This is a genomic window from Pseudovibrio flavus (assembly GCF_009711345.1).
Lineage (GTDB): Bacteria > Pseudomonadota > Alphaproteobacteria > Rhizobiales > Stappiaceae > Pseudovibrio > Pseudovibrio flavus.
Window position 1 is genome coordinate 73,724 of record NZ_SMMA01000059.1, and the last position, 24,937, is coordinate 98,660.

A 24,937-nucleotide genomic window follows, 5' to 3' on the forward strand; every position below is an offset into this window, starting at 1 on the left:
CATCGATTTTTATCAGGACATCTGTGAATTGGGGATAAAGAAACTCGAAAGTGAGGAAAAACTATCCAAATCCACGTATCTATACCTAACAACACCGCAATCATAAGTAGCTAAGTTGCCGGAATATATCGTAAAAATTTCTTACCCGCGCTCACGTCGTTCCACTGGAAAGAGCCTAGTGACCTGCTCTGACGACTTTTCTATGTGTCGATAAGGCAAAAAAATCTCAAAACACGCGCCAACAGCGTTTTCTGTGTTGAGTTTTATCTCTCCGCCATGGGCACGAACGATCTCCGCAGCGATAGCAAGGCCAAGACCTGTTCCGCCAACCTTGCCAGAGGATTGGAATGCTTTGAACAAACTCGCGTGCTGTTTTTCAGGCACGCCCGGTCCGGTGTCGGTTACAGTGAGCCTTATCTGCTCTCCGCCGGTCTGCGCCTCAAAGGTAATGCGCTTGACCACTGACGCGTCCTTATCGCCAGCAAGGGCCTGCTCCGCATTGCGGCAAAGGTTTTGAAGCACCCGGAAGAACTGTTCCGGGTCCACCTCTAGCTCAAGGTCCGTTGCGATTTTGTTTTCCAGCTGAACGTCATCGTTGGCATTAAGCCCCTGAACCTCGGAAACATCGTTTACGAGGTTATGCAGGCGGACGAGACGCAATTGCGGTGGTGCCTCCTGCGCTTTGCCGTAGGAAAGCACAGCGCTGGTGTAGCGGGCAGCGCGGTCAAGCGTTGCGAGAATTTTAGGAGCGACGCGCTGAACAGTCGGGTCCGGCAGTCCCTCCAGCCTTTCAAGGAACAATTGCGCGGATGCAAGCAGGTTGCGCATGTCGTGGTTGATCTTGGAAACAGCCAAGCCAAGATCAGCCATGCGCCTTTGCTGATGCAGTGCCTGATTGAGGCTTCTTTGCATGTTGGCTAGCTGGCGCTCCGCTTCCCCGAGCTCATCAGAACGGTCACTCGGCTTTAAGAATGTTCGCGCGTTTTCCGGTTCGCGGGCAAAAGCACCCATGGATTGGAAGATCTGCTGCATAGGACGCAGGAAGAGCCAGCGCAGAGCGAGAAACACAAGCGTTGCGGTGAGAACCGAAATGACAAGCGACAGCTGCAAAATGTTGAAGGAATAATCGAGCAGGTCTTTGCGCATGTAAGAAACGGGGATAATCATATCTACCGTGCGCCCCTCACCCATTCCAACAGCGCCGATAACGCGAACCGAGCCAGACTTCAGCCCAAACAGAGTTCCAAAGCTACAGTGGATCGCCTCCCAAGGCGTTACGGACGACATATTGATTGTGCCGGTAACTGGTCCAGTCTCAGCATCACGAGCGATCAGATAGCGGGTATTACCCTCAGTGTAGGCAATTGCTGTCGCGCCCGTCGTTTGCAGCAGCTCCTGCTTCAGTTCAGGCGAGAGCACCTTCGCCTCGGTCATCACCGTTGCTGCCACACCTGCAACGGCGAGCTTGTCCCGCAGCCATGTGTTTCTGAAATTGGCGATTGATGGAACAAAGATGAGCACTTCGCTGATCATAACGAAGGCGACCGTCAGCAGCAGAAGCTTGCTAGACAAGCCAAGCGAAGGCCGCCACCGTTTCCATCTGGAAGCGGGCACCCCTTCTGCATTACGCGGCGTGTTACTGTCCTGCATACCTACAACAAGGCCCTTTTGCCCCAACCAAAACACTCACTCATTAATATCAGAACCGGAAACTAGTTAAAATACCGGAGAGGCAGCCCCGACATGCTATCCGAGCCTTTGCAGAAGCGAGATGAGTTTGCGCACCAGAGGCTTTTTCGGTGCTTCACTATAGTAGCTCAGGGCCGCGCGTTTAACGATTTCAGCCCTTGTCGGATAAGGGAAGATGACGGACAGCAGGTCAGAAACTTTCATGCCCTTGTTGATCATCACTGACAGCATGGAGATGATCTCGCCCGCTTGTGTTCCAACCGCATTAGCGCCAAGCAGCTTGCCGCCCTTGCCAACGATCAGCTTTACACCACCTGCAGTATCGCGCTCTGCTACAGCTCTATCGTTGCCGCTAAAGCTGGCGGAAAGAACCTGAACCTTATCGCCAAACTTCTCCCGCGCTTCTTTTTCGGTGAGCCCGACTTCGCCTAGTTCAGGCTCTGTATAGACAACACGGGGAATAACCAGCTTTGTGTGATCTACAGGCAAGCGGAAGAGAATGGAGCGAATTGCCAGCGAGCCGTGAGCGCCTGCCAGATGCGTAAACTGCTGCCCACCAATAGCATCACCAATTGCATAGACGTGGCGATTGCTGGTTCTAAGGCCCTTATCTACTTCGATGCCTCTTGGGCTATGGGTGATGCCAGCCTCATCCAGACCCAACCCTTCCGTATTGGGTTTACGGCCAGTCGCGACAAGAAGGTGAGAGGCATCAAGCTCTTGAAGTGCACCAACGCTGTCCTCATAGACAACGGTTATGCCACTCGCGGACTTTTTGATTTCCTGCACCTTCGCATTCTCATGGAAATGCACGCCATCGGATAGCAATCGGTCTACGACGATTTCTGACCCTTCCTTCTCGAAAACAGCCAATGCCGTTTGCGCTTCCAGAATTGTTACCTTGCAGCCAAGACGGGCGTGCGCCTGAGCCATTTCCATGCCGATAGGGCCTGCGCCGATAATCGCAAGGTGCTCTGGAGCATCCTTTAGATCAAAGAGGCTTTCATTGGTAAGATAAGGCACATCTGCGAGCCCTTTAATGGGCGGAACAGCCGCTCTTGATCCTGTAGCCAATACAAACCGCCGCGCTTTAATGCGGGTGGCGCCGACAACAACCTCGTTTTCACTCACAAAGCGCGCTGCTCCTTGCAACACAGTTACCCCTAGCCCCTCAAAGCGTTCAACCGAGTCGTGCGGCTCGATTTGGGCAATCACGTCATGTACGTGCTCATTCACTTGCTCAAAGGCGGTCGTCGGCTGTCCTTCATGGATGCCAAACGCCTCCGCCTTTTTATAGGCAGCAGCAGCCTTGCCAGCAGCCAGCAACGCTTTGGACGGTACGCAGCCATAGTTCAGGCAATCACCGCCCATCTTGCCTTTTTCGATAAGAACAACATCAACGCCAAAGGCCGCAGCCGCAGCTGCTACTGTTAGGCCGCCCGACCCAGCACCAATAACGCAAATGTCCGGCTCAAGAAGGGTTGTTTCGGTCAGCACAGCATGCTCGGAAATATTCATTGTTATCTATCCCATTCAAAAAGGGCGCTTAGCGTAATGAGCGGTCAGGCTTGAGGTTTGCGTAGCTTCTTCACGACAACCGGAATTAGGGCCACAATTCCAAGAGCAGCGAATGCAAGGAGAAGCTGAGGCGTGATGAGCGCCGCGATATCCAGCTGGCAACGCCCCGCTGATGCACAGCCCGGATCTGCTGCCTCTTGTGCTGCGATGATGCTATCCAGACCAGACCCTACGAAACTGTATGCGAAGGTGCCGGGAATGATGCCAATTGCCGTTGCAAGCACATAGGGCGATAGCTTCATATGGAAGAGCGCAGGCGCGATATTGACCAGCCAGAATGGAAAGACCGGGGTCAAACGCAAGAACAGAAGGTACGAGAATGCGTTCTCCTGAAAGCCGTTGGACATCTTGCTCAGGAAGGGTCCAGCTTTCTCCTTGAGAGTTGTTCCAAGGGAGGTTCGTGCGGCAAGAAATAAAAGAGCCGCCCCAATTGTTGCCGCGATAACGGTTGCCGTACCTGCAAGCCACCAGCCAAACAAAAAGCCACCCAAAATGGTCAGGAATGAAGCACCGGGGAATGAAAGAGACACGGCAAGGATATAGACACCCATATAGATGAGCACAGACAAAACAGGATACTCAACCACGGCGTTTTCAAGCAGCAGCCGGTTCTTTATCAACTCGCTCAAAGTCAGCTGCTCGTGCCAGCCCATAGAAAAGCCGAAAGCCATCGTGCCGCCAATTACGACAAGCGGCAGCCAGCGTTTAATTACGCGCCAATTCAGCAGAACTGCCAAACCTCTGGTTTCCTCGTTATTTGTTTTTCCCATCAGCGCCATTCCCTAGTCTCACAGAGTGAGAACACCTGCATAATCACGTAGATCGAAAGCTAGGAAGCACCGCGAATCTCTCGGATCGCTCTCTGACTTTCTATTTTCTCATTTCTACCTAATTTTACGGTAAACCTGTAATCACAGGTTTGTTGGCTCTGGATTAATTCAACCAAATTTCGGAAAGACGGAGCTTGGGACAGGAGTTAGTTGGCCCATTTGCTCGATTCACTTCACTTTCATCAAGCCGACGCATTGACTTGACTACTGTGGACGCATATAAGCGCCGACGACGAAGAATAGCGACCCGTGCCGCGTTTAGCCCGTGGCCTCCCCTGAAAAGGGCTCGGGGGTAGCTATCAAGATAACATTTACAGTCAGGGTTCTGCCCTGAATACTAGGTAAAAGAAGATGAAGCGTACTTTCCAACCAAGCCGCCTCGTGCGTAAGCGTCGCCACGGCTTCCGCGCTCGCATGGCAACCAAAAGCGGCCGTCAGGTTCTCGCACGTCGTCGTGCAAAAGGCCGTAAGCGTCTCAGCGCTTAATGGCTTTGCGGCGGAGACCACTTAATTTAACCCATAAAAGTGCGATATTCGCCGCGAATAAACGATGAAAACACTTAAAAAGCGCTCCGAGTTTCTGACCGTCGCAAAAGGCGGGCGGACAGCTCGGCGCGCTTTTGTGCTTCAAGCAGCAAAAACGAGTGTCGATGACGCTCCACGTATGGGTTACACCGTAACCAAAAAGACCGGTAACGCCGCAGAGCGTAACCGGATCAAGCGCCGGCTTCGCGCAGCAGTGCGAGATGTCGGAGTGGCCGCAGGTGCTTCAGGAGCAGACTACGTGCTCATTGGACGCAGGGGCGCGCTCTCCCAACCCTTTGAGTTACTCGTCAAAGATGTTACCGGTGCCTTGAAAACTGCGTTCAAGAAGAACAAATCTTCAAACAGAAATTCGGGACATAAGGCGGCGCAACGAAAATCTAATGATTCCGTGGCACGCTCTGACGTTACCCACCCTATGAATACGAGTGATCTAGTCGATGAACGATAATCGGAATATGATCCTGGCGATTGTTTTGTCGCTGGCTGTACTACTGGGTTGGCAATATTTTTATGCCCAGCCTCAGCTGGAACAACAGCAGGCTGCCCAGCAAGCGATCCAGGCGGAACAAGCCAAGACAGCCGGTTCCACGACCCCTGTCGTGGGTGCTGACGGCGCAACCGTGAGCGCGCCAGGTGCAAGTGCCTCTCAAGGAACTGTGCTGCCGCGTGATGCAGCTCTGGCGCAGTCTACACGCGTTAAGGTCGATACCCCTAAGCTTTCCGGCTCCATCAATCTGGTGGGTGGCAAGTTCGATGACCTCCGTCTGAAAGACTACAAGCAGACCGATAATCCAGACAGCCCAACCGTTGAGCTGCTGTCTCCTAAAGGCACTGCTAACCCATTCTACGCCGAATACGGCTGGGTAGCTGATCCGGGTGCATCCCTTGCTCTGCCTAAGGCAGACACCGTTTGGAGCATCGACGGCGACGCAACCCTTACCCCGAATACTCCGGTAACCCTTAGCTGGGATAACGGTCAAGGTCTTGTGTTCAAGCGCACCATCTCCGTTGACGAGAACTACATGTTCGACGTTGACCAGAGCGTTGTGAACAACACCGACAAAGACGTTCAGCTGTACCCATACGGCCTGATCGTTCGTCACGGTGAGCCGCAGACCTCTGGCTACTTCGTGCTTCACGAAGGCATGATCGGTGTATTTGGCGAAAAAGGTCTTTCCGAAGTCGACTATGAAACCGTTCGCGAAGACGGCGATGTTCGTCCGCAGAGCGTTGATCAGGGCTGGCTCGGCTTTACCGACAAGTACTGGGCAGCAACTCTCATCCCAACTCCGGGTGACAAGTTCCAGCCTAGCTTCACCTACAATCAGGTTTCTGACAACTATCAGTCCGACTTCCTCGGCGAAGCTGTCAAGATCCCTGCTGGTGGCACTGGCGAATCCGCTTCCATGCTGTTTGCTGGCGCGAAGGTTTCCAACCTTCTGGACGGCTACCAGAGCGCTGACAACATCAAAGACTTCGAACTGCTGATTGACTGGGGTTGGTTCTACTTCCTCACCAAGCCTATGTTCTGGGTCATTGACTGGCTGTACACGATCACCGGTAACTTCGGTGTTGCTATCCTGCTCGTGACAGTCATTGTGAAGGCAATCTTCTTCCCGCTGGCGAACAAGTCCTACGTCTCCATGAGTAAAATGAAGCTCGTGCAGCCGCAGATGAACGAGATCCGCGAGAAGTACAAGGATGACCGCCAGAAGCAGCAACAGGCGCTGATGGAACTGTACAAGCAGGAGAAGATCAACCCGCTTGCAGGCTGTCTGCCGATCCTGATCCAGATCCCTGTGTTCTTCTCGCTCTATAAGGTTCTCTTCGTCACCATCGAAATGCGCCATGCGCCGTTCTTTGGCTGGATTCAGGACCTTTCCGCTCCAGATCCAACCACGATCTTCAACCTGTTCGGCCTCATCCCTTGGGATCCGCCAAGCATTCTGATGATCGGTATCTGGCCGCTGATCATGGGTGTAACCATGTTCTTGCAGATGAAGATGAACCCGGCTCCAGCAGAACCTGCACAGCAGATGATCTTCAACTGGATGCCTGTGATCTTCACCTTCATGCTGGCAACCTTCCCTGCAGGTCTCGTGATCTACTGGGCATGGAACAACTTCCTGTCCATCGTACAGCAGGGCGTGATCATGCGTCGTCAGGGCGTAAAGCTGGAACTGTTCGACAACCTGAAAACGACCTTCAATCGCAAATCCGGCGATAAAAAAGAATAGTGGTTCTCAGGACTGATGAATTGAAAACGGCGCGGGCTTCCCGCGCCGTTTTTGTTTTGGCCATTGGCTCGCGCTGATGATATGAAACGAGCTACCGAGAAAGCCAAGGAGCCGGACCAGTGAACAATTAGGCGCACAATTATTCCTGCCAATTTGTATTGATCAAACTCACTGGAGCTTTCATGCTTGGACCGAGCCCTGACACACGCCATCCCTTTAATGGCGAACCCCACACCGTCTTCTTGAAGAACATCATCACCCACCCAATGATCGAAGTGGGCGACTACACCTATTTCAATGATCCTGAGTTTGCCGCCGAATTTGAAAAGCGCAACGTGCTTTATCATTACGAGAGCGGGACAGGACGTTTGGTGATTGGCCGTTACTGTGCTTTGGCGACAGGTACAACCTTTCAGATGAACGGTGGCAATCATCCCATGGATGGTTTCTCAACCTACCCATTCAGCATCTTCGGCAATGGCTGGGAAGAAGGCTTCGACCCTGCCACGTTTGCGCAAGCCAACCGCGGAGACACAATCGTTGGCAATGATGTGTGGTTCGGACGCGACTGCCACATCATGCCGGGTGTGACCATTGGCGATGGCGCTATCATCGGCGCAAAGGCTGTGGTGGCAAAAGATGTGCCTCCCTATGCGATCGTCGTTGGCAATCCGGGCCGTATTGTTCGGCGCCGCTTTGATGAAGCCACCATCGCAGAGTTGCTCGACATTGCGTGGTGGAACTGGCCCGCAGACAAAGTGAAGCGCAATCTTGATGCTATCCGCGGTAATAAGATTGAGCTTTTGCGCGAGGCAATATAACAGAGGGCAACTGATTTTAACTGCAGGCGGCAACAGGGCTCGACTGATGCCCTTTTCGCCGCTACAAGGCGTGCCATGACACAAGAGAAAGAACGAACCGAAGAAGAACTTGAAGCTGGGCGCCTTCTGTTTGCCCGCGAATGGTATTTCGTAACCAGTGTAAAAGAGATGCGTCAGCTGCCACCTTTGGGGCCGCTTGAGATTGCCTTTGCAGGCCGCTCTAACGTTGGTAAGTCCAGCCTGATTAATGCGCTTACGAACCGCAATGCTTTGGCGAAGACTTCCAATACGCCGGGCCGCACCCAGATGCTGAACTTCTTCTACGCAGATGAATCCCCTGTCGCGATTTGCGATATGCCGGGTTACGGCTATGCAGAAGCTCCAAAGGGGATGGTTGATGCGTGGACGAAACTGATTTTCCAGTACCTGCGTGGCCGCAGCACCCTGCGCCGCGTGTTCACCTTGATTGACTCGCGCCATGGCATCAAGAAAAACGACATCGAAGCTATGTCCATTCTTGACAAGGCGGCTGTGCCTTATCAGGTGGTGCTTACCAAGGCCGATAAGATCAAGGCATCCGAGCTGGAAAAGGTGAAAGCAGATACGCTTCAGCTACTTTCCAAACGGCCAGCAGCTTATCCGGAAATCATTGTTACCTCCTCTGAAAAAGGATGGGGCCTTGATGAGCTTCGCGCTGAGATCCTGACGCTCACCTCCAATGGCTGAGTAATTTTTGAATGTGTGGTTCTGCCCCAGAAGCGGAGAATCACACATTCTACCCTCGATCACTTTTTCGAGCGCATGAACGTTTTACGCGCTCCTTCCCCACTGTTTCCCCAGCACCGCCGCCCCTTACTTGACGATAGGTAACTTTCCTCAAGATACTATAGTAAACGCTAGCTTAATGCTGGAGGGGAAACGTGGGTCAGCAACTGTGCACTTCCAAACTAATAATCACGGCAGATCCTGAATACTCGAGGGGACGCCATGATGACACCTAGTTCAAAACAAGTGCCTTCAAGGCTGACCTTTCCAGATGGGAAAATAAGGCTGCTCATGCAGTATTCCGGCTGGATAAGGGGGTTTGAAAACCAGTTCTTCAGAGCCAAGAAACATAGAGCTCAACCACTTCACCTGTTTCCCGAAGATATCCGCCGCGCCATGGACAATGGAGAATTTGTCCAGCACTATCAGCCAATCGTAAACCCGAAAACAGGCCACATAACAGGCGCCGAAGCACTGCTTCGCTGGCAACACCCATATCTCGGCCTACTCTGCCCTGATCGCTTTCTTCCTAAGGTCCCCAAGTACCTGCACAAGCGGCTTGGCGAGCAGGTCATAGACAGCGCTCTTTCATCACTCCAAACCATCAGATCAACCTGTTCCGATGGCTTTAGGGTATCGGTGAATATCAACGCCGTTCAGCTGGAAGACACGAAGTTTCCCAAGCACGTATTGAGCAAGGTCCGCCAGCAGGGTCTTTGCCCGAAGTCTTTGGAGTTCGAGGTGCTAGAGGATGTAAATCCGAACGCAACGTTCTACACCTCCTATGTTCTGAAACGATTGCATGACTACGGTTTTTCCATCGCGCTTGATGATTTCGGTGCAGGTAAAAACCGCTTGTCGGCCTTACGCACGCTTCCCATCGACCGAATTAAGATTGACCGTAGTCTCGTGAAAACCGAACGCCCCGTTCATTGGCACATTTGTAAAAGTTTAATTACAAGCGCCAAAGCATTGGGCCTACGAGTAACTGCGGAAGGCGTAGAAACCAAAGAGCAACTGACGCGCCTAAAAAGCTATGGCCCTGTTGAGATTCAAGGCTTTTACTTTCACCGCCCTATGCCGCTTGACCAGCTAATGAATAAACTTTCGCAACAAAGCAGTGAATCTACTCAAGCCAACATGCCAGTAGCGGTTTGAGCAATAAGATAAAGCACGTTATAAGCGCATGCAGGCGGGCGGCATTCTTCCGCTCGCCCCTTACCGTCTTATCGACACTGTTTAGTTCAGGTATAGGCTCCCATGACTTCGATTGATGCAACAAACCGCGCCCATATAATCGCTCAGGCTCTTCCGTATATGCAGCGCTATGACAACCGACGTGTTGTCATTAAATATGGCGGCAACGCCATGGGAGACGATTCACTTGCTATCGCTTTTGCCCGTGATGTGACCCTGCTTCGTCAGTCAGGTGTTCACCCTGTTATTGTGCACGGCGGCGGCCCGCAGATCGGCGCGATGCTCAAGCGTCTCAACATTCACAGTGAGTTTAAAGGCGGTCTTCGCGTTACCGACAGAGAAACTGTCGAGATTGTTGAAATGGTTCTGGCAGGCTCCATCAACAAGAGCATTGTTCAGGCAATCAACGCCGAAGGTGGCCGCGCGATCGGTCTTTGCGGTAAAGACGGTGACATGGTTATCGCCCGCAAACTGGTTCGCAAGCACCGTGATCCAGACTCCAAAATCGAGGAGGTTCTCGACCTCGGTTTTGTGGGTGAACCGGACACAGTAAACGCGACCACGCTGGAAATGATCCTTGAACAGGACCTCATTCCGGTTATCGCTCCGGTTGCACCGGGCCGCGACGGCGAAACTTACAACATCAATGCAGATACCTTTGCAGGTGCCATTGCTGGCGCGCTGGATGCAAAGCGTCTTTTATTCCTTACCGACGTACCAGGCGTACTCGATAAGAACGGCGAGTTGATCAAGCAGCTTACCGTGGCCGAAGCTCGTGCTCTCATTGAAGATGGAACCATCTCAGGCGGCATGATCCCGAAGGTCGAAACCTGCATTGATGCGCTGGAACTGGGCGTTGAAGGTGTTGTTATTGTGAACGGCAAAAAAGCCCACGCGGTTCTTCTGGAACTGTTCACCGATCACGGTGCAGGCACACTGTTGGTTCCTTAATCACAGACAAAGAAATCAATAAGCTGGATCATAGTCCCTTTCTTAAGAGGGGCTATGAGACTATGCTGCTGAGCCCAATGTAACTGTCGAGGCACTATGACACCTACGGATTTTAAGGGCGTAACCAACTGGGTCTTTGATCTGGACAACACGCTCTATCCTGCCCATTCGAACCTGTTTGATCAGATCGACAAGAAGATCAGCAGCTACGTTCAGAAGCTTACTGGCAAGAACCCTGTTGATGCTCGCAAGCTGCAAAAGGACTACTACAAAACCTACGGCACAACGCTGCGCGGGCTGATGATGGAACACCAGATCGAGCCCGACGACTTTCTCGAGTACGTGCACGATATCGACCATTCCTGCCTGCAGGTAGATGATGCGTTGAGCGATGCTATCCAGCGCCTTCCGGGCAAGCGCTACATTCTTACAAATGGCACGCGCAAGCACGCGGAAGCAGTAGCCGGCAAGCTGGGTATCACTCATCACTTTGACGATATTTTCGGAATTGTCGAAGCAGATCTCATTCCAAAACCTGCCATGGAAACCTATTCGAAGTTTCTGGAGCTGAATTCCATTGACCCTAAGCAGGCTGCAATGTTTGAGGATCTGTCACGAAACCTCATTGCACCTGACAAACTAGGTATGCGTACGGTCTTGGTCGTTCCGCAAGGAACGAGAGAGGTTTTCCGTGAAGCTTGGGAAATGGAGGGCGAAAACCAGCCCTACGTACACCATGTAACGGACAATCTGGGCTCATTCCTACAGCAGGTCCTTAGGGAACTTTAATAAGCGAATCAAATCACTTGAACGCCTCGTTTTTCTCTGACCAGACCGCTAAATTCACAGGGGCGGAGCTGGTCGGAGTGAAATTGCCGCATAATTTTAAGAAAAAATCCCCAGAACGATAGATACTAATACCCATAGCGCAGCTTTCCTTGGAACTTGACCGACCACTCGTATATTGAGAATTGTTCAAGAACATGTTTACCAATGTAGGTCGCTTATGGTTTCTCTGCGCGCTCTTCACGCCTTCTCCCTTCTGGCCAAACATGGCCGCGCTGCCCGCGCAGCGGAAGATCTTGGCGTAACTCCTTCAGCGCTGACGCACTTGCTGCGTTCTTTGGAAAATGAACTGGGAGCGGCTCTGGTTGTGCGCGATGGCCGAGGCCTTGCGCTAACTGAAGAAGGGCAACGCCTTTCATCCAGTCTGGGCAACTCCTTTGATCAAATCGAGCATGCTGTAGAAGCATTCCGACGCCGCAGCCGTACTGAGCTGCGCATCTCCACGCTCTCTACCGTTGCAACGCGCTGGCTTATTCCGCGCCTGCCAGACTTTCAGGCAAAGCATCCTGATATCGAGCTTCTGATCTCTACCAGCATGCGCGTCGTCGATCTGGACCGTGAGTCCTACGACTGCGCAATTCGCCTCGGAAACGGCGCATGGCCTCATGTAGAACGCCACATGCTGTGGAATGAGGACCTTGTTGTCGCGTTTGCTCCTGCATTGGCCAAAGGCAACTCTAACCCGGATATCTCGCTGCTGGATAACCTGCGTTTGCTGCACACATCCTCCCGCCGTGATGACTGGCCGATCTGGCTTGATGCTGCAAAGCTCAACCACTCTGACCGCACATCCGGCGCGATGTTTGAAAGCCGCAACATGGCTATTCAGGGCGCTGTTGCAGGTATGGGCGCGATCTCTATTGATACCCATTTTGTAGAGCAGGAAGTAGAAGCTGGTCACCTTATGGTTCCAGACTGGCCGAAGACTTCTATGGAAACGGGATACTGGTTTGTGCGCAACGCTAACAAGCCGCTGACCCGCCCTGTTGCTGCATTCCGCGATTGGCTGATCGAGCAGGCTGCTGCCAGAAACGTATCGCAGGACTAAACAGTCGTAATACTCCCCGCTGCTTCCATATTGACGGAAGGCCAGCGGGGCGTGTACCTCATTCCTACGAGAAACTGACAAAGACTTTAAAGGAACTCCCGTCCATGAGTCAGAACGACCTTGCTGCGCTCGAAGCAGTGATCAATGCTGCATTCGATGACCGCGATAATATCAACACCGAAACCACCGGCGATGTGCGTGACGCTGTCGAGAAAACGCTTGATCTGCTCGATAAGGGTATCTTGCGCGTTGCTGACAAATCCTCCGGTGACTGGGTCGTAAACCAGTGGGCGAAAAAAGCTGTTTTGCTTTCCTTCCGCCTGAACCCAATGGAGCTCATTTCCGGTGCTCCTGGTGGTGCCAGCTGGTGGGATAAAGTTCCTTCCAAATTTGATGGCTGGAGTGCGCTTGATTACCAGCAGGCCGGCTTCCGCGCTGTACCGGGCTGCATCGTTCGCCGCTCTGCATTCGTTGGCAAATCCGCAGTTCTGATGCCTTCCTTCGTGAACCTTGGTGCGTACGTTGACGAAAACACCATGGTAGACACATGGGTAACCGTTGGCTCCTGCGCTCAGATTGGTAAAAACGTTCACCTGTCCGGCGGCGTTGGTATCGGCGGCGTTCTTGAGCCTCTTCAGGCTGGCCCGGTTATCATTGAAGACAACTGCTTCATCGGCGCACGTTCTGAAGTTGTTGAAGGCGTTATCGTACGTGAAGGTGCTGTTCTTGCGATGGGTGTGTTCATCTCCGCAACCACCAAGATCGTTGACCGCAACACCGGCGAAGTGTTCGTTGGTGAAGTTCCTGCATACTCTGTGGTTGTTCCAGGCACTCTGCCAGGCAAGCCGCTGCCAGATGGTACTCCAGGCCCTAACCTTGCCTGTGCGGTCATCGTGAAGCGCGTAGACGCCCAGACCCGTGCAAAAACTTCTGTGAACGAACTTCTGCGCGACTAAGTTTAGAAACACATTCGTTTCGACAAAGCCGGAGCCTCTGCTCCGGCTTTTTTGTTAGACCACCGGATAGGTCACATTGATCCCATATCCCGGTTGGGCGGTCATTCGCAAATCATCTTCACTGAAGCTGGTATTCCCTGCAACAGGAATTGCAATTGCTGTTTGAAGCCCATGAGGGCCACTTTGATCCAACGCTATTGCCTTGAAGGTATAGTTGCCAGCAGGCACATTCGGGTTATAGAGACCGAAGTCTTGCATGGTGCCACGCTCCCAAGTGAATGCTGCGCCACCACCACCGACAGGCTCCAACGTGGCCTTTTGTATCGAGTTGCGTCTGGTTCCACTAGCAAAGCAGGTTATATTTGGCATTATTTTCGCTCCTCTTACGGATTAGGTTACTTAAGGCACAACCCATTGACGGAGCGAATGAAAGGGCGTGAAAACAAGCGCCCTTCATACTCAATGCCTTCTGTTTTTATTGGTAAAAAATTTAGGAGAGTCACTGGCTGTATTGCGTACAGCAAGATCACCGCTATAGTGCCGCCAAATAAGAACCTTGCGCCGGAACGCGAATGCCTATGTCAAATAATCAAAACGTTATGAAGATGGACTTCCCTCTGGATCCAGAGGAGTGGCATGGAGCTGGCAAGGAAACCCTTTGGGTTACCCCACTTGGGGGAAATCGCTACCGCGTTGACAATATGCCGTTCCTTGCAAAAGGGGTGAGCCTCAATGACGAGGTAACGGGTGTACGAACCAAACGCGGCCTACAGTTTTCCGAGATCTTCAAGCATCGCGGCCACTCGACATTCCGCATTCTAGTGGAAGAAACAGCAACGCCTGAAGAGTTTCAGGAACAGTGGCTTAAGCTCGCAGCACTTGGCTGCACATGCGAAGACATTGATGGCGATATCCCGCTATTCAGCGTGGACGTGCCGCCGACCGTCAACGTAAAAAAAGTAATCATCATCCTTGAAGATGTCTCCCACATGAACATCTGGGAGTTTGAAGAGGGCCACTGCTATCAGGCAGAAGCGGCCAACTCAAAGTAATCTTATTAGCGATAAGAGCGCCAAGGGATAAGCGTATCCCTGTTGGCGCTCTGCCTAATTACATTCCTATAAGCTTCCAAGCCTCGGCTGGCACAACGCCTGTTCGTTAAACAGGCAGGCCCATTGCCTTAAGCTCTTCACGCACCTGCTCTGGAGACTGGAAATGCACCGCATGCATTCCTAGAGCCTGCGCGGCCTCGATATTCGCTTTTGTATCATCAATGAAGACCAGATCAGCGGCATTCAGACCGTTGCGCTCAAGCAGCTTGTCATAGATCGCACGGTCCGGCTTCAGAAGCTTTTCCTCGCCAGAAATCACTGTATCGATGAAGGAATCCGCCAAGAACGGGAAGATGAGCTTGGCGTGCTCGAACTTATCGACCGAGAAGTTGGTGATAGCGTACATCGGCACATTATGGGCTTTGAGATCCTGAAGGATCGCGACAGTCCCTTCGATGTGCCCATCCAGCATTTCTTCCCAGCGGTCACAGTAAGCATGGATGAGCGCTTCTTTCTCGGGATGCTGCTCTACCAGCAGTGCAATCGCTTCGTCCCAAGGGCGACCTCGGTCCTGCTCCAAATTCCAAGGGTACGTGCAGATGTTTTCCAAGAAGTGCTTACGCTCTTCCTCATCAGGAATGAGCTTTTTGTAGAGGTTCTCGGGATCCCAGCGGATCAGAACATTGCCGATATCAAAAACAACGGCAGTCGGACGTGACATTGCAGGTACCTTTCAGCATTTTGACTTTACGTCATTATTTGTACCTGCATTGCGTAGAAAACAAGGCCTTTTGGGCCAAATTTTAGGGCTCAACCATCTTACCGGTCCTGTAGCAGGCACAGTTCGTATCGCCGCCGCCATGCCAGTTACAGCCCCTTCCATATTTTCGCCGTTGCTAATCTATGCGACCAGCGAAGCCTTCCCCACATGCCTAACCGGGGGTTTACAGAGGTCTATGCAACAAAAAACCGCCCTCTCCTTTCGGAGAGAGCGGCTTCAAACAAGCTATTCTTCTAGTGAAGAAGAAACTTATGCTTCGCAGATTGCGCGGGTCTGACGTGCAATCATGCCTTCTTCGTTGGTAGGGATCGCCATGATCTTTACGCGGGAAGAAGGTTTGGAGATGGTGATCGCGTCTTTTGCGCGAGCCTTGTTTGCTTCTTCATCGATTTCGATGCCGAGGAATTCAAGACCTTCACAAACGCCAGCGCGGGTCAGGGAGGAGTTTTCGCCGATACCACCGGTGAATACCAGTGCGTCGATACCGCCCATCACAGCTACCAGAGCACCGAGTTCGCGCTTAACGCGGTTGTCGTAGTACTCAAGAGCTTTTTTAGCAGCTGGGCTGTCAGAGTTTTCCAGATCGCGCATATCCTGAGAAATGCCGGAAAGACCCTTCATGCCGGACTCTTTGTTCAGCAGGTGACCAACTTCTTCAACGCTCATGCCTTTTTCACCGATCAGGTACAGAACGACGCCTGGATCGATAAGGCCGCAACGGGTACCCATTGCAAGACCGTCAAGTGGGGTGAAGCCCATGGTGGTGGTCACGCACTTGCCGTTTTCAATCGCGCACATGGAAGCGCCGTTACCAAGGTGAGCAACAACAATCTTACCGTTTGCGATTTCTGGAGCAACGTTGTGCAGTTCTTCAGAAATGAAGTGGAAGGACTGACCGTGCATGCCGTAACGACGTACACCTTCCTCATAGAACTTCAGAGGAATAGCGTAAGCTTCGTTCTTGAACTCCTGAGTGCGGTGGAAAGCGGTGTCGAAGCAAGCAACGTTTGGCTTGCCTGGGAACGCAGCTTTAGCACCTGCAATACCTGCAAGGTTGTGCGGGTTATGCAGAGGAGCAAGGTTGTTGATTGCTTCCAGTTCTTTTTCAACTTCTTCAGTTACGAGAACTGGGTGAGTGAACTGGGTGCCGCCGTGTACAACGCGGTGACCGATAGCATCAACTTCAACGTTCGGGTCGAACTGGTGAACGAGAGCCAGAATAACCTGCAGAGCAGTGTTGTGATTCTGAGCTTCTTCAGCAGTCAGAGCACGATCCATAAGGGTTTCGCCTTCAGCAGACTTGCCCTTAACCCATGCGTTTGCGCCCAGACCGTCGATCTGACCGGAAAGTACGGATTCTTCGCCTTTAAACAGCTGGAACTTGATGGAGGAGGAACCAGCGTTCAGTACAAGGATAGTTTCGATGGACATACTAATACTCTATTACTCTGCTGCTTGAGCCAGGTTTTCGCCGGTGAAAGCTTCGCCAGTGCGGCTGTAGAAGTCGAAGAGGCTTGCCAGTGCGCAAGAAACCAGACGTGCGCGATCGTTGTCAGCGCGGGAAGTCAGGATAACAGGCACGCGTGCGCCAACTACGAGGCCAGCGGTTTCTGCATGTGCAAGGAAGGTAAGTTCCTTAACAACCATGTTACCAGCTTCGAGGTTAGGAACGACGAGAACTTCAGCCTGACCAGCAACAGGGGATTCGATACCCTTGGTCTGAGCAGCTTCCATGTCGATCGCGTTGTCCATAGCCAGAGGACCGTCAACAATACCGCCCTTGATCTGACCACGGTCTGCCATTTTGGACAGAACTGCAGCGTCGATGGTGGAAGGAATTGCTGGGTTAACGGTTTCCAGAGCAGACATGATAGCTACTTTCGGTGGGTTAAGACCGATAGAGCGACCGATGTTGATGGAGTTCTGGGTGATGTCAACTTTGGTGTTCAGGTCCGGTGCAATGTTGATTGCAGCGTCGGAAACCAGAAGCGGAGTTGGGCGACCAGGAACGTCCATTACGAATACGTGGGAGATACGACGCTTAGTGCGCAGACCGCCTTCACGCTTTACAACGTGACGGAGCAGGTCGTCAGTGTGAAGGTGACCCTTCATCACGGAGCGTACGCGGCCTTCGTGAACCAGAGCAACAGCGCGAGCAGCTGCTTCGTTCTCGGTAGGTACGTCGATCAGTTCGTATGCAGAGATGTCTGCGCCGATTTTTTCTGCAGTTGCCTGAATGCGCTTTGCAGGACCAACCAGGATTGGAACAATCAGGCCAGCCTGTGCAGCCAGAACCGCACCACCCAGAGAGTTTGCATCATCAGGGCAAACAACGGAGGTTGGGATAGCAGGAAGCTTAGCAGCCAGCTTTACCAACTTGTCGAAGTGCTGGTGGCGCTTCATCAGCAGGCCAGGCAGTTCTTCTGGGTCGTAGTTAATGGTTTCGGTTGGAGCCAGAACAGTCGCTTCACCTTCTGCAACCAGAGTGCCATCGGAAAGCTTCACGGAAGTTTCCAGACGGATCAGGTTTTCAGGGAGCTTTTCAACGACAGTTGCGGTTACGTCCAGAACCTGGTCAACACGAACTTTTTCGTGGAACTTCAGGTTCTGACCACGGTAAACGCAGCCTGGGCCTGGAAGGAAGTTACCGACCAGAGCGGAAATCAGGGAAGCAACCCACATGAAAGGAGCGGAAGGGCCGTCTTTTGCAGCGATGCCTTCCCACTGGGTGTTAGGCAGGTGAAGCGGGTTCACATTGCCAGATGCGTGGGCATACACATAAAGGTCGTTCGCCGTACAGATACGGGAACGTGTCACGGTATCACCGACCTTGATCTGGTCGTAAGTCCTGTTGGTAGCCATTGGGGCCTCTTTTTGTGTGATGTGCTGTCTACAGTGACTGGTTCCGAAATTTCCCCGTGCGCAGAGAAATATCAGTTTTGAATTCTTTCTTATCACCAGCAAACAGTACGCTAAGGTATTCAATTCGCCATGCTGGAGGGCTTATTGACCATTTGCGCCTGTTCTGCAATTGATCCTTGTCAGTTTGTCAGCGTTTTCCAATCTATCAAGGCCAACTGCGAAAATATGACACAGCTGTATTTAGCACAATATTGTAACAGTGAGTTACCTTAACATTGTGGGTCAAACACAACAGTTGCTGACTGTCTTGGACGTAAAAAGTAAGTATCGCCCAATGTCAACTGGCCTAGTGACAAAGAATCCGAAAGAAATTGGGAAAAAATAGGACTGTAGATATATGAGGAATTAGCGATGATTATGCTTATTCCTTCTTCGGCAATACCTTCAGGCAGTGATATTCCAGCTGGAGCCTCACCTACAGTCCAAGGGCCTGAACCGCATGATCCTGACCCTTGAGCACTCTTGCTCCAGCTCCAGTCTACCTTTGGATTCAAATCACTATCGTAGGTTATTTGACCTACCTCAAGGACGAGGCCATTATCGGTAAATGGCTCCATAATGAGTGTGACAACGTCCAGAATATTGCCCATTTCGTTCGTGACATCGGCTTCACGGCCCACCAGATCTCCAATGGAGTTGGTGACCTGCGCCACTTTTCGGTCTTGAACCAGTACATTGGATAGTTCCACGCTACCCACAAATAAAAGCAGCAGAACGGGAGCGATCAGCCCGAACTCAACCGCAGCAACGCCGCTAACAGAACGGATATAGGCAGAAATCTTATTCGTTAGGCGTGCCAGCATAACCGCTCTCCCCGCATACTCTAGAAAGGCTCGTTCTTGAAAACAGAGGTCGAGACCAGAAGGCGGTCACCGTCAGCGGTATCTTGAAACGCGTCACGGATCCAGTTGGAGATCATCGGCCATTCGTAAACAGCACGCACAACGACAATCTCGTTGCGAGCGCCGGTATTGAACTGGAAGCCGGTATTCACTTCGCCCGTGGCGGGATCAATAACTGAAGTGGTTCCAGATGCTGCTTCGCTGAAGCTATCGAAGTTCAGCACTTCCACATGCAATCGTGAGGCGTCGCTGCAAATGACGCTGGTCATGTTCTCGCAGATTTTCTGCTTGAATGTGCCGGCATCCATTCCGCTGTTCTGCGCTTGTCCGGTACGAACCAGACGGGCGCTTTCATGGGTTGCATGATCAAGAATAGTACCGGCGAAGAATACCAAGCCGATTTCCAAAATCGCCATGATGAACATAAAGAATGGAATGCCAACCATGGCAAACTCGACCGCAGTAGCACCCCGCTGGTCACGCCACAACTCTCTTAATCGAACCGACACTGAGAATTTTCTGCAACTCGAATTCATAGCAAGCCCGCCGCGCTAGATATTACTCCGGTAGAATTGAGGAAGCTGCCACTTCACCCGAAGATGCCAGAGAATTTCGGTCACTGACCTGACTGCCCGTATTGGAGAAGAAGTCTTTATCATCACCGATGCGAACTGTGTTTTCACAATCGGGGTTACAGGTGTAGGTCTGGCGCTCTGCCGACTTATAAAGACTGACCAGATTTTCCGTGTCAGCACGAACCACAAGCGTTTCGTCGACAATAGGCTCGGCGTCCTGATTGAGGATGATGAGATTGGTACGCCCAAAGGACTTGCCGGTCACAACCACGGTTGTGCGGTCATGCATAATAGCATCGGCAATGGATGGGTTACCGACAATCACAGTGTAGGCTGGCTCATCAATGCGGAAGACTTTCGCCTGATCAGCAATCACGTCAATCTCACCGGCCTGCGCGATGCCGATCAAAGATGCAGCCGCTCCGAGTGCCGCACAGGTTATAGCGCTTGCGCGACGTACCCAGTTCACCATGGTCCACCTCTAGGGATTTATACTCCCCATCATTCTGGTGGCATTTAATGAACGAAGCCCTAATAAATTGTATTGGGGTTCATCGCCTTACTTTAAATAGCAGCGATTTGGCGCTAGGCGCTGACAAGTCGGCGGACAGAAGTCAGTTCCCCGAACTCATTTTTGGCAATGCGCGCAAGGGCATCACGTAGCGGCTCATAGGCAACGCTCATGGTAAAGCCATTTGCGTGGAGAAGTGTATCAGGGTCACTCATAATGCCGACATGACCACGCCAGAAGAGTAAATCCCCTCTCTGGAGCGCAAGATTCTCAATATCGAAGGGAATCGCTGTCCCTGCCCCAGCTTCTTGCATGTCCGCATCACGAGGTAGGCTGAAGCCACCAGTTTGGGCCGATAGCTGGACTAAGCCCGAGCAATCCGTGCCAACCGTAGAGCGACCACCCCAGAGATAAGGTGTGCCAACCATGCTCTCTGCAACGCTCACCCAATCCTCGACTTTATGATCGAGACCAACCAGATGGCGGCTTACGACCCAGCTTCCATCCGATAGTTTGGAGTATTCCAGACCGCGTGTTTCGGCCTGATCTACGACCTGCACCATGCTTCCCATGGACAGCATCCCCACGGGCGGGCGTTTTAATTCTGCTTCAGGATAGCGATAGGTGCGCAGCGCCAGAACGCGGTGGGTAGCGTTGATTGCAGTTCCCAGCGAAGAAGATGGCAGCCAGCCAACATAGCTGTCTGTTAGGCTTTGCGCCCATGACCTGCCATCAGAAGTTTCTTCAAAGACCCGCAGCGTTTCGCCGTAGAGCACTTCTGTATCGATGCCAGAATCCAAAGACGGCTTGGCTCTCAATGGCTCCTTATCGGTCACCAGAGATTTGAGCGTTCCTTCAACATATGATGAGGCCTCAAAGCGCCCCCTATACTCATCTGCAGCCAACTCAGGACGAACAGGGTGTAAGCGGCGGTCAAAAGTCTCTGTCATGATAGGCCCACTCAACAAGAGAATATGGAATCAGCGCGGAAGCTCTGCGGCCTTCTCAGTTACCACATCGCCCAGTTTTTCCAAAAACAGGGCACCTTCCAAGGTACGGGTAATGATCACGTTGCGGCGGTCAGCTTCATCGCGGCGACGTGACAGCAGCTTTTGAGAACCCAGAGTATCCAGCGCTCGTGTAATGGCAGGCTTGGTCACGCCCAGCTTTTCAGCAAGGCCGCGCACGGTATGCGGCGGTGGCTCAAGATATACGCTCAACAAGATCGTCAGCTGGCGAGCAGACAAGTCCTGATCTTCACCGCGAACCAACGTCAGTGTTACATCGTGCCAAAGTTTGAGTGCCTGTGCCGGTCGAATGTCAACTGGCATGATCTGAATATCCCAAGTCCCTGTTCCAAAAGCAGGCTAGTAGAAATTAATTTCCGTTCAGTTAGTGGAATGACCGCCTTCCATACAGGAAGGCGACCCAAATTGCTTAGCCGTATTTTGTTTTCAACAGGTCAAATAGGGCGCGGGCAGCCTGACATTCGCCGCCCTGTACGCGGATATCCTTTTCAATCGGTGTCCAGCCGTAGATGTCGAAATGCGCCCAGCTCTGTGCGTTTTCAACGAAGGATTGCAAGAACAGAGCCGCAGTCATAGAGCCTGCAAAGCCTGCGCCGCTGGTGTTTACGTTGGCAATGTCCGCGATCTTGGAAGTGATGTACTTGCGGTACGGCTTCCAGAGCGGCAGACGCCAAAGCGGGTCAAACACAGCTTCTGCATGGATTGCAATGTTTTCTGCCAGCTCTTCGTCATCAGTGTAGAACGGAGGCAGGTCCGGCCCCAGAGCCACACGCGCAGCACCGGTGAGCGTTGCAAGATCGAGCAGCATTTCCGGCGCTTCTTCGTCAGCCAATGCAAGCGCATCGGCCAGTACGAGACGGCCTTCTGCATCTGTATTGCCGATCTCAACCGACAGACCCTTGCGGCTGGTGAACACATCGGACGGACGGAAAGAAGTCCCCGACACTGCATTCTCAACAGCAGGAACAATAACGCGCAGACGAATTGGAAGCTGGGCCTCCATGATCATCGCAGCAAGACCGAGCACGTTGGCAGCACCGCCCATATCTTTCTTCATCAGCAGCATGCCGGAGGCTGGTTTGATATCCAGACCACCTGTATCGAACACAACGCCCTTACCGACCAAAGTCACTTTCGGCGCGTTTTCATCACCCCAACGAGCATCAATCAAACGAGGCGCACGGGCACTACCCTTACCAACCGCATGGACGAGTGGGAATTCGCGTTCAAGGTCCTCACCAAGGGTGATGGAAACGGAACCTTCGAACATATCAAAGAGTGCCTGCGCTGCCTGAGCAAGCTCTGCAGGGCCCATATCGTTTGCAGGCGTATTGATGAGATCACGGGCAAGCTGAGCGCCGCCAATTACCGGAGAAAGGTCCGCCAGAGCAACAGCTTCTGACAACATCAGCTTAGCGTTAGCTGGCTTGGCTTTGGCGTAGCGATCGAAACGATAAGACGCCAGCGCAAATCCAAGCGCGAAGCCTGCTTCGTCTTCACAGCCATTTACAAGTGCATAAACACCTTCCGGTGCACCGCGAGAAAGCGCAGCACCTGCCTGCATCGCAGTACCTTCGCTGTCTCCAAGGCCTGCTAGCACCAACTCAACAGAGCCGTCTGCCGATGGAACAACCAGAACGGAATCAGAGGTGCCCTTGAAGCCACTGAGCTTCGCCCAGCCCGCCGCTTTCGGCCCCAGCCCTTCGGCTGTTTCAGCGAAAGTCTGCGTAGTTACAGCGTAAACGGGAACAGGTTTCAGCGCCGCATCAAACGGTACAAGGGAAGTCAGCACTTAAAGTCTCCTAGTGCATGAGGGCTGCATGAGCCTAGGGCATGAAATTTGGTCAAAGCACACTACTTGCACGGCCCCAAGCACGCAAGCAAAGAGCACTATCAAGGCGACAGCATCAACGATCATCGTCATTATTAACCACCTATTAGGGTTAATACTTCATTGATTAACCTGTCATTATTGCAGTGGAATAAATTCGCATTCCGGCTCACGGGGGAGAGCGAGCAACTATGAAAATGCGCAGGTACCAAAGATTCTCCAGAGGACCACTTGTCGGTGTTCTCTTAAGCTCACTCGCACTGGCGGGCTGTGTTTCAAGCGGGAAGCCGACAACTACAGGCCTCAACAAGAGCTATGAGCCGGGCTCTCCGCACCTGAGCCGCGCTTTGGCTTCATGGAGCAAATCCTACGCGAATGATCCAAGCAACAAAACCGCGGTGCTTAACTACGCTGCCGCGCTGCGGATGAACGATCAAGGCGAGCAGGCCGAAGCCATTTTGCGGCGCGCGATGATTGACATGCGCGGCGACACACAAATCGCAGCAGCCTACGGTAAGGTTTTGGCAGAGAACGGGAAATTGCAGGAAGCGCTCGGCGTTCTTGATGCCGCAATCGATCCGAAGAAACCTGAGTGGCGAATGATGTCCGCGAAGGCTGCTATTCTCGATCAGTTGGGCCGCACACAAGAGGCGCGGCGGCTGTATCAACTAGCGTTGAAACAAGCGCCGGGTGAGCCAACCATTCTCAATAATCTTGGCATGTCCTACCTCTTGGCAGGCGAATTAAAGATGGCCGAGGAAACCCTTCGTCTGGCTCTGCGCTCCCCGCAAGCCAACAGCCGCGTAAGGCAGAACCTTGCCCTCACGCTTGGATTGCAAGGGCGCTACGAAGAAGCGCTTCAGATTGCGGAAGCGGAAATGGATCCGGTTCAGGCAAGGGCGAATGTCGCCTACCTCAAACGAATGCTCTCCAAAACCTAAAAAAGCTTTACAGCGACATAACCTGCATGATCGTGGGGCCGATGATAACTGCCATGAGAACAGGCAGGAAAAACACGATCATCGGCACTGTAAGTTTTGGAGGCAGGGACGCCGCCTTTTTCTCAGCCGCTTGCATTCGTTGCAGGCGGTTTTCATCTGCCATAACGCGTAGCGCATAGCCAAGCGGCGTACCGTAACGCTCCGCCTGAATGAGTGCGAGCGAAACGTTCTTCACGCCATCAAGACCCGTTCTGTCAGCAAGGTTTTGATAGGCCAGTTTGCGGTCTTCAAGGTAGGAGAGTTCAGCGTTTGCCAATACCAACTCCTCGGCAAGTTCCGCCGACTGTAGACCAATCTCTTCAGCAACCTTTTTAAAGGCCGCCTCAATCGACATTCCCGCTTCCACACAGATCAGCATCAAGTCCAGTGCATCAGGCCAAGCTTTGCGAATGGAATCCTGCCGATTTTGAATCTTGTTCGAGATGTAGATGTTTGGCCCGTAAAAACCGATTGCAGTTACAAAGAGCGGTATGAGTAGCCTGACACTTCCTGGCAGCATCTCCTTTAAAACAATGAAGGAGTAAAACGATGCAATGACTAGCAAAATTATGGGCGCGACGATACGCATAAAGAGAAATGTATATAGCGGACCAGTGCCACGGAAACCCGCTTGCCTTAGGGTCTCAATGGTCTTCTCGTCAGACAGCAAAGAGCGCAGATTGTATTTTTCGACAAACGCCTTGATGTTCTCTTTGGGCTGCATGCGAATGTTTACACGGTCGCTTTCTTTTTGCAGCGCCAGGCGGGAACGTTCGCGGGCGCGGATTTGATCGCGCTCCAATGCAGCTGCCTTCATTCTGGTCTTGATCTTATCGCGCTCCAGAAATGGCTGCACCAGAGTGTAAATCGTGCCCGTGACAGCGACCATAGTAAGGACTGCGATAATTGCTTCTTGAGAAAAAAGAGACGCCAAACTGTTGAACATAGAAG

Annotated in this window: 26 protein-coding genes; 12 read left to right on the plus strand and 14 right to left on the minus strand. The window is 52.4% G+C overall.

What is annotated here, in order from left to right; all coding sequences use genetic code 11:
• Positions 1-141: 141 nt before the first annotated feature.
• The 3 genes from E1162_RS07820 to E1162_RS07830 form a co-directional block, all read right to left on the minus strand.
• Positions 142-1,572 (minus strand): ATP-binding protein, encoded by a 1,431-nt coding sequence (locus E1162_RS07820; RefSeq protein WP_257098785.1) that lies wholly within the window; start codon positions 1,570-1,572, stop codon positions 142-144.
• A 174-nt stretch (positions 1,573-1,746) separates the two neighbouring features.
• Positions 1,747-3,207, minus strand: coding sequence for a dihydrolipoyl dehydrogenase family protein (locus E1162_RS07825; RefSeq protein ID WP_155129036.1), 1,461 nt, complete (start codon positions 3,205-3,207; stop codon positions 1,747-1,749).
• A gap of 44 nt (positions 3,208-3,251) precedes the next feature.
• Positions 3,252-4,037, minus strand: a complete 786-nt coding sequence (locus E1162_RS07830) for a TVP38/TMEM64 family protein (RefSeq protein WP_155129039.1) — start codon at positions 4,035-4,037, stop codon at positions 3,252-3,254.
• Between the two features lie 411 nt (positions 4,038-4,448).
• Between E1162_RS07830 and rpmH the strand changes: the two genes are divergently transcribed.
• From rpmH to dapD, 10 genes are all read left to right on the plus strand, one after another.
• Positions 4,449-4,583, plus strand: coding sequence for a 50S ribosomal protein L34 (gene rpmH / locus E1162_RS07835; protein ID WP_155129042.1), 135 nt, complete (start codon positions 4,449-4,451; stop codon positions 4,581-4,583).
• A gap of 64 nt (positions 4,584-4,647) precedes the next feature.
• On the plus strand, positions 4,648-5,091 hold the full coding sequence (rnpA, locus tag E1162_RS07840; protein ID WP_155129045.1) for a ribonuclease P protein component: 444 nt from the start codon (positions 4,648-4,650) through the stop codon (positions 5,089-5,091).
• The gene (gene yidC, locus E1162_RS07845; RefSeq protein WP_155129048.1) at positions 5,081-6,880 is read left to right on the plus strand and encodes a membrane protein insertase YidC; all 1,800 of its coding nucleotides are present in this window, start codon (positions 5,081-5,083) and stop codon (positions 6,878-6,880) included. Before rnpA ends, yidC begins: the two co-directional genes overlap by 11 nt.
• 182 nt (positions 6,881-7,062) lie before the next feature.
• Positions 7,063-7,701, plus strand: coding sequence for a CatB-related O-acetyltransferase (locus tag E1162_RS07850; RefSeq protein WP_155129051.1), 639 nt, complete (start codon positions 7,063-7,065; stop codon positions 7,699-7,701).
• Positions 7,702-7,776: 75 nt separating this feature from the next.
• Positions 7,777-8,427: a ribosome biogenesis GTP-binding protein YihA/YsxC gene (yihA, locus tag E1162_RS07855; protein WP_155129054.1), complete on the plus strand. Its 651-nt coding sequence runs from the start codon at positions 7,777-7,779 to the stop codon at positions 8,425-8,427.
• A gap of 261 nt (positions 8,428-8,688) precedes the next feature.
• A complete protein-coding gene (locus E1162_RS07860; protein WP_155129057.1) occupies positions 8,689-9,624 on the plus strand; it encodes an EAL domain-containing protein in 936 nt (311 codons plus the stop codon).
• Between the two features lie 102 nt (positions 9,625-9,726).
• Positions 9,727-10,614: an acetylglutamate kinase gene (gene argB, locus E1162_RS07865; RefSeq protein ID WP_257098800.1), complete on the plus strand. Its 888-nt coding sequence runs from the start codon at positions 9,727-9,729 to the stop codon at positions 10,612-10,614.
• A 96-nt stretch (positions 10,615-10,710) separates the two neighbouring features.
• On the plus strand, positions 10,711-11,403 hold the full coding sequence (locus E1162_RS07870; RefSeq protein WP_155129060.1) for a pyrimidine 5'-nucleotidase: 693 nt from the start codon (positions 10,711-10,713) through the stop codon (positions 11,401-11,403).
• Between the two features lie 217 nt (positions 11,404-11,620).
• Complete coding sequence (locus E1162_RS07875; protein ID WP_155129063.1) at positions 11,621-12,508, plus strand: LysR substrate-binding domain-containing protein; 888 nt, start codon at positions 11,621-11,623, stop codon at positions 12,506-12,508.
• A 104-nt stretch (positions 12,509-12,612) separates the two neighbouring features.
• A complete protein-coding gene (gene dapD / locus E1162_RS07880; RefSeq protein ID WP_155129066.1) occupies positions 12,613-13,464 on the plus strand; it encodes a 2,3,4,5-tetrahydropyridine-2,6-dicarboxylate N-succinyltransferase in 852 nt (283 codons plus the stop codon).
• A gap of 54 nt (positions 13,465-13,518) precedes the next feature.
• Here dapD and E1162_RS07885 read toward each other — a convergent pair whose 3' ends face one another.
• The gene (locus E1162_RS07885) at positions 13,519-13,833 is read right to left on the minus strand and encodes a hypothetical protein (protein WP_155129069.1); all 315 of its coding nucleotides are present in this window, start codon (positions 13,831-13,833) and stop codon (positions 13,519-13,521) included.
• Positions 13,834-14,042: 209 nt separating this feature from the next.
• Here E1162_RS07885 and E1162_RS07890 point away from each other — a divergent pair, with 209 nt between their 5' ends.
• Complete coding sequence (locus tag E1162_RS07890) at positions 14,043-14,516, plus strand: DUF4265 domain-containing protein (RefSeq protein ID WP_155129072.1); 474 nt, start codon at positions 14,043-14,045, stop codon at positions 14,514-14,516.
• A gap of 106 nt (positions 14,517-14,622) precedes the next feature.
• Here the strand turns inward: E1162_RS07890 and E1162_RS07895 are convergent, their stop codons facing one another.
• The 9 genes from E1162_RS07895 to E1162_RS07935 form a co-directional block, all read right to left on the minus strand.
• A complete protein-coding gene (locus E1162_RS07895; protein ID WP_155129075.1) occupies positions 14,623-15,237 on the minus strand; it encodes an HAD family hydrolase in 615 nt (204 codons plus the stop codon).
• A gap of 309 nt (positions 15,238-15,546) precedes the next feature.
• Positions 15,547-16,728: an acetate/propionate family kinase gene (locus tag E1162_RS07900; protein ID WP_155129078.1), complete on the minus strand. Its 1,182-nt coding sequence runs from the start codon at positions 16,726-16,728 to the stop codon at positions 15,547-15,549.
• A gap of 12 nt (positions 16,729-16,740) precedes the next feature.
• Complete coding sequence (locus E1162_RS07905) at positions 16,741-18,159, minus strand: bifunctional enoyl-CoA hydratase/phosphate acetyltransferase (protein ID WP_155129081.1); 1,419 nt, start codon at positions 18,157-18,159, stop codon at positions 16,741-16,743.
• Positions 18,160-18,428: 269 nt separating this feature from the next.
• Positions 18,429-19,022: a TadE/TadG family type IV pilus assembly protein gene (locus tag E1162_RS07910; protein WP_155129084.1), complete on the minus strand. Its 594-nt coding sequence runs from the start codon at positions 19,020-19,022 to the stop codon at positions 18,429-18,431.
• A gap of 20 nt (positions 19,023-19,042) precedes the next feature.
• Positions 19,043-19,570, minus strand: a complete 528-nt coding sequence (locus tag E1162_RS07915) for a TadE/TadG family type IV pilus assembly protein (RefSeq protein WP_371311853.1) — start codon at positions 19,568-19,570, stop codon at positions 19,043-19,045.
• Positions 19,571-19,619: 49 nt separating this feature from the next.
• Complete coding sequence (locus E1162_RS07920) at positions 19,620-20,108, minus strand: pilus assembly protein N-terminal domain-containing protein (RefSeq protein WP_155129090.1); 489 nt, start codon at positions 20,106-20,108, stop codon at positions 19,620-19,622.
• A gap of 113 nt (positions 20,109-20,221) precedes the next feature.
• On the minus strand, positions 20,222-21,097 hold the full coding sequence (locus tag E1162_RS07925; RefSeq protein ID WP_155129093.1) for a C40 family peptidase: 876 nt from the start codon (positions 21,095-21,097) through the stop codon (positions 20,222-20,224).
• Between the two features lie 30 nt (positions 21,098-21,127).
• Positions 21,128-21,478, minus strand: coding sequence for a MarR family transcriptional regulator (locus E1162_RS07930; RefSeq protein ID WP_155129096.1), 351 nt, complete (start codon positions 21,476-21,478; stop codon positions 21,128-21,130).
• Between the two features lie 106 nt (positions 21,479-21,584).
• On the minus strand, positions 21,585-22,967 hold the full coding sequence (locus E1162_RS07935) for a leucyl aminopeptidase family protein (protein WP_371311854.1): 1,383 nt from the start codon (positions 22,965-22,967) through the stop codon (positions 21,585-21,587).
• A gap of 230 nt (positions 22,968-23,197) precedes the next feature.
• Between E1162_RS07935 and E1162_RS07940 the strand changes: the two genes are divergently transcribed.
• Positions 23,198-23,947, plus strand: coding sequence for a tetratricopeptide repeat protein (locus E1162_RS07940; protein ID WP_257098821.1), 750 nt, complete (start codon positions 23,198-23,200; stop codon positions 23,945-23,947).
• A gap of 7 nt (positions 23,948-23,954) precedes the next feature.
• Here E1162_RS07940 and E1162_RS07945 read toward each other — a convergent pair whose 3' ends face one another.
• Positions 23,955-24,932, minus strand: coding sequence for a type II secretion system F family protein (locus E1162_RS07945; RefSeq protein ID WP_155129099.1), 978 nt, complete (start codon positions 24,930-24,932; stop codon positions 23,955-23,957).
• Positions 24,933-24,937: the final 5 nt, after the last annotated feature.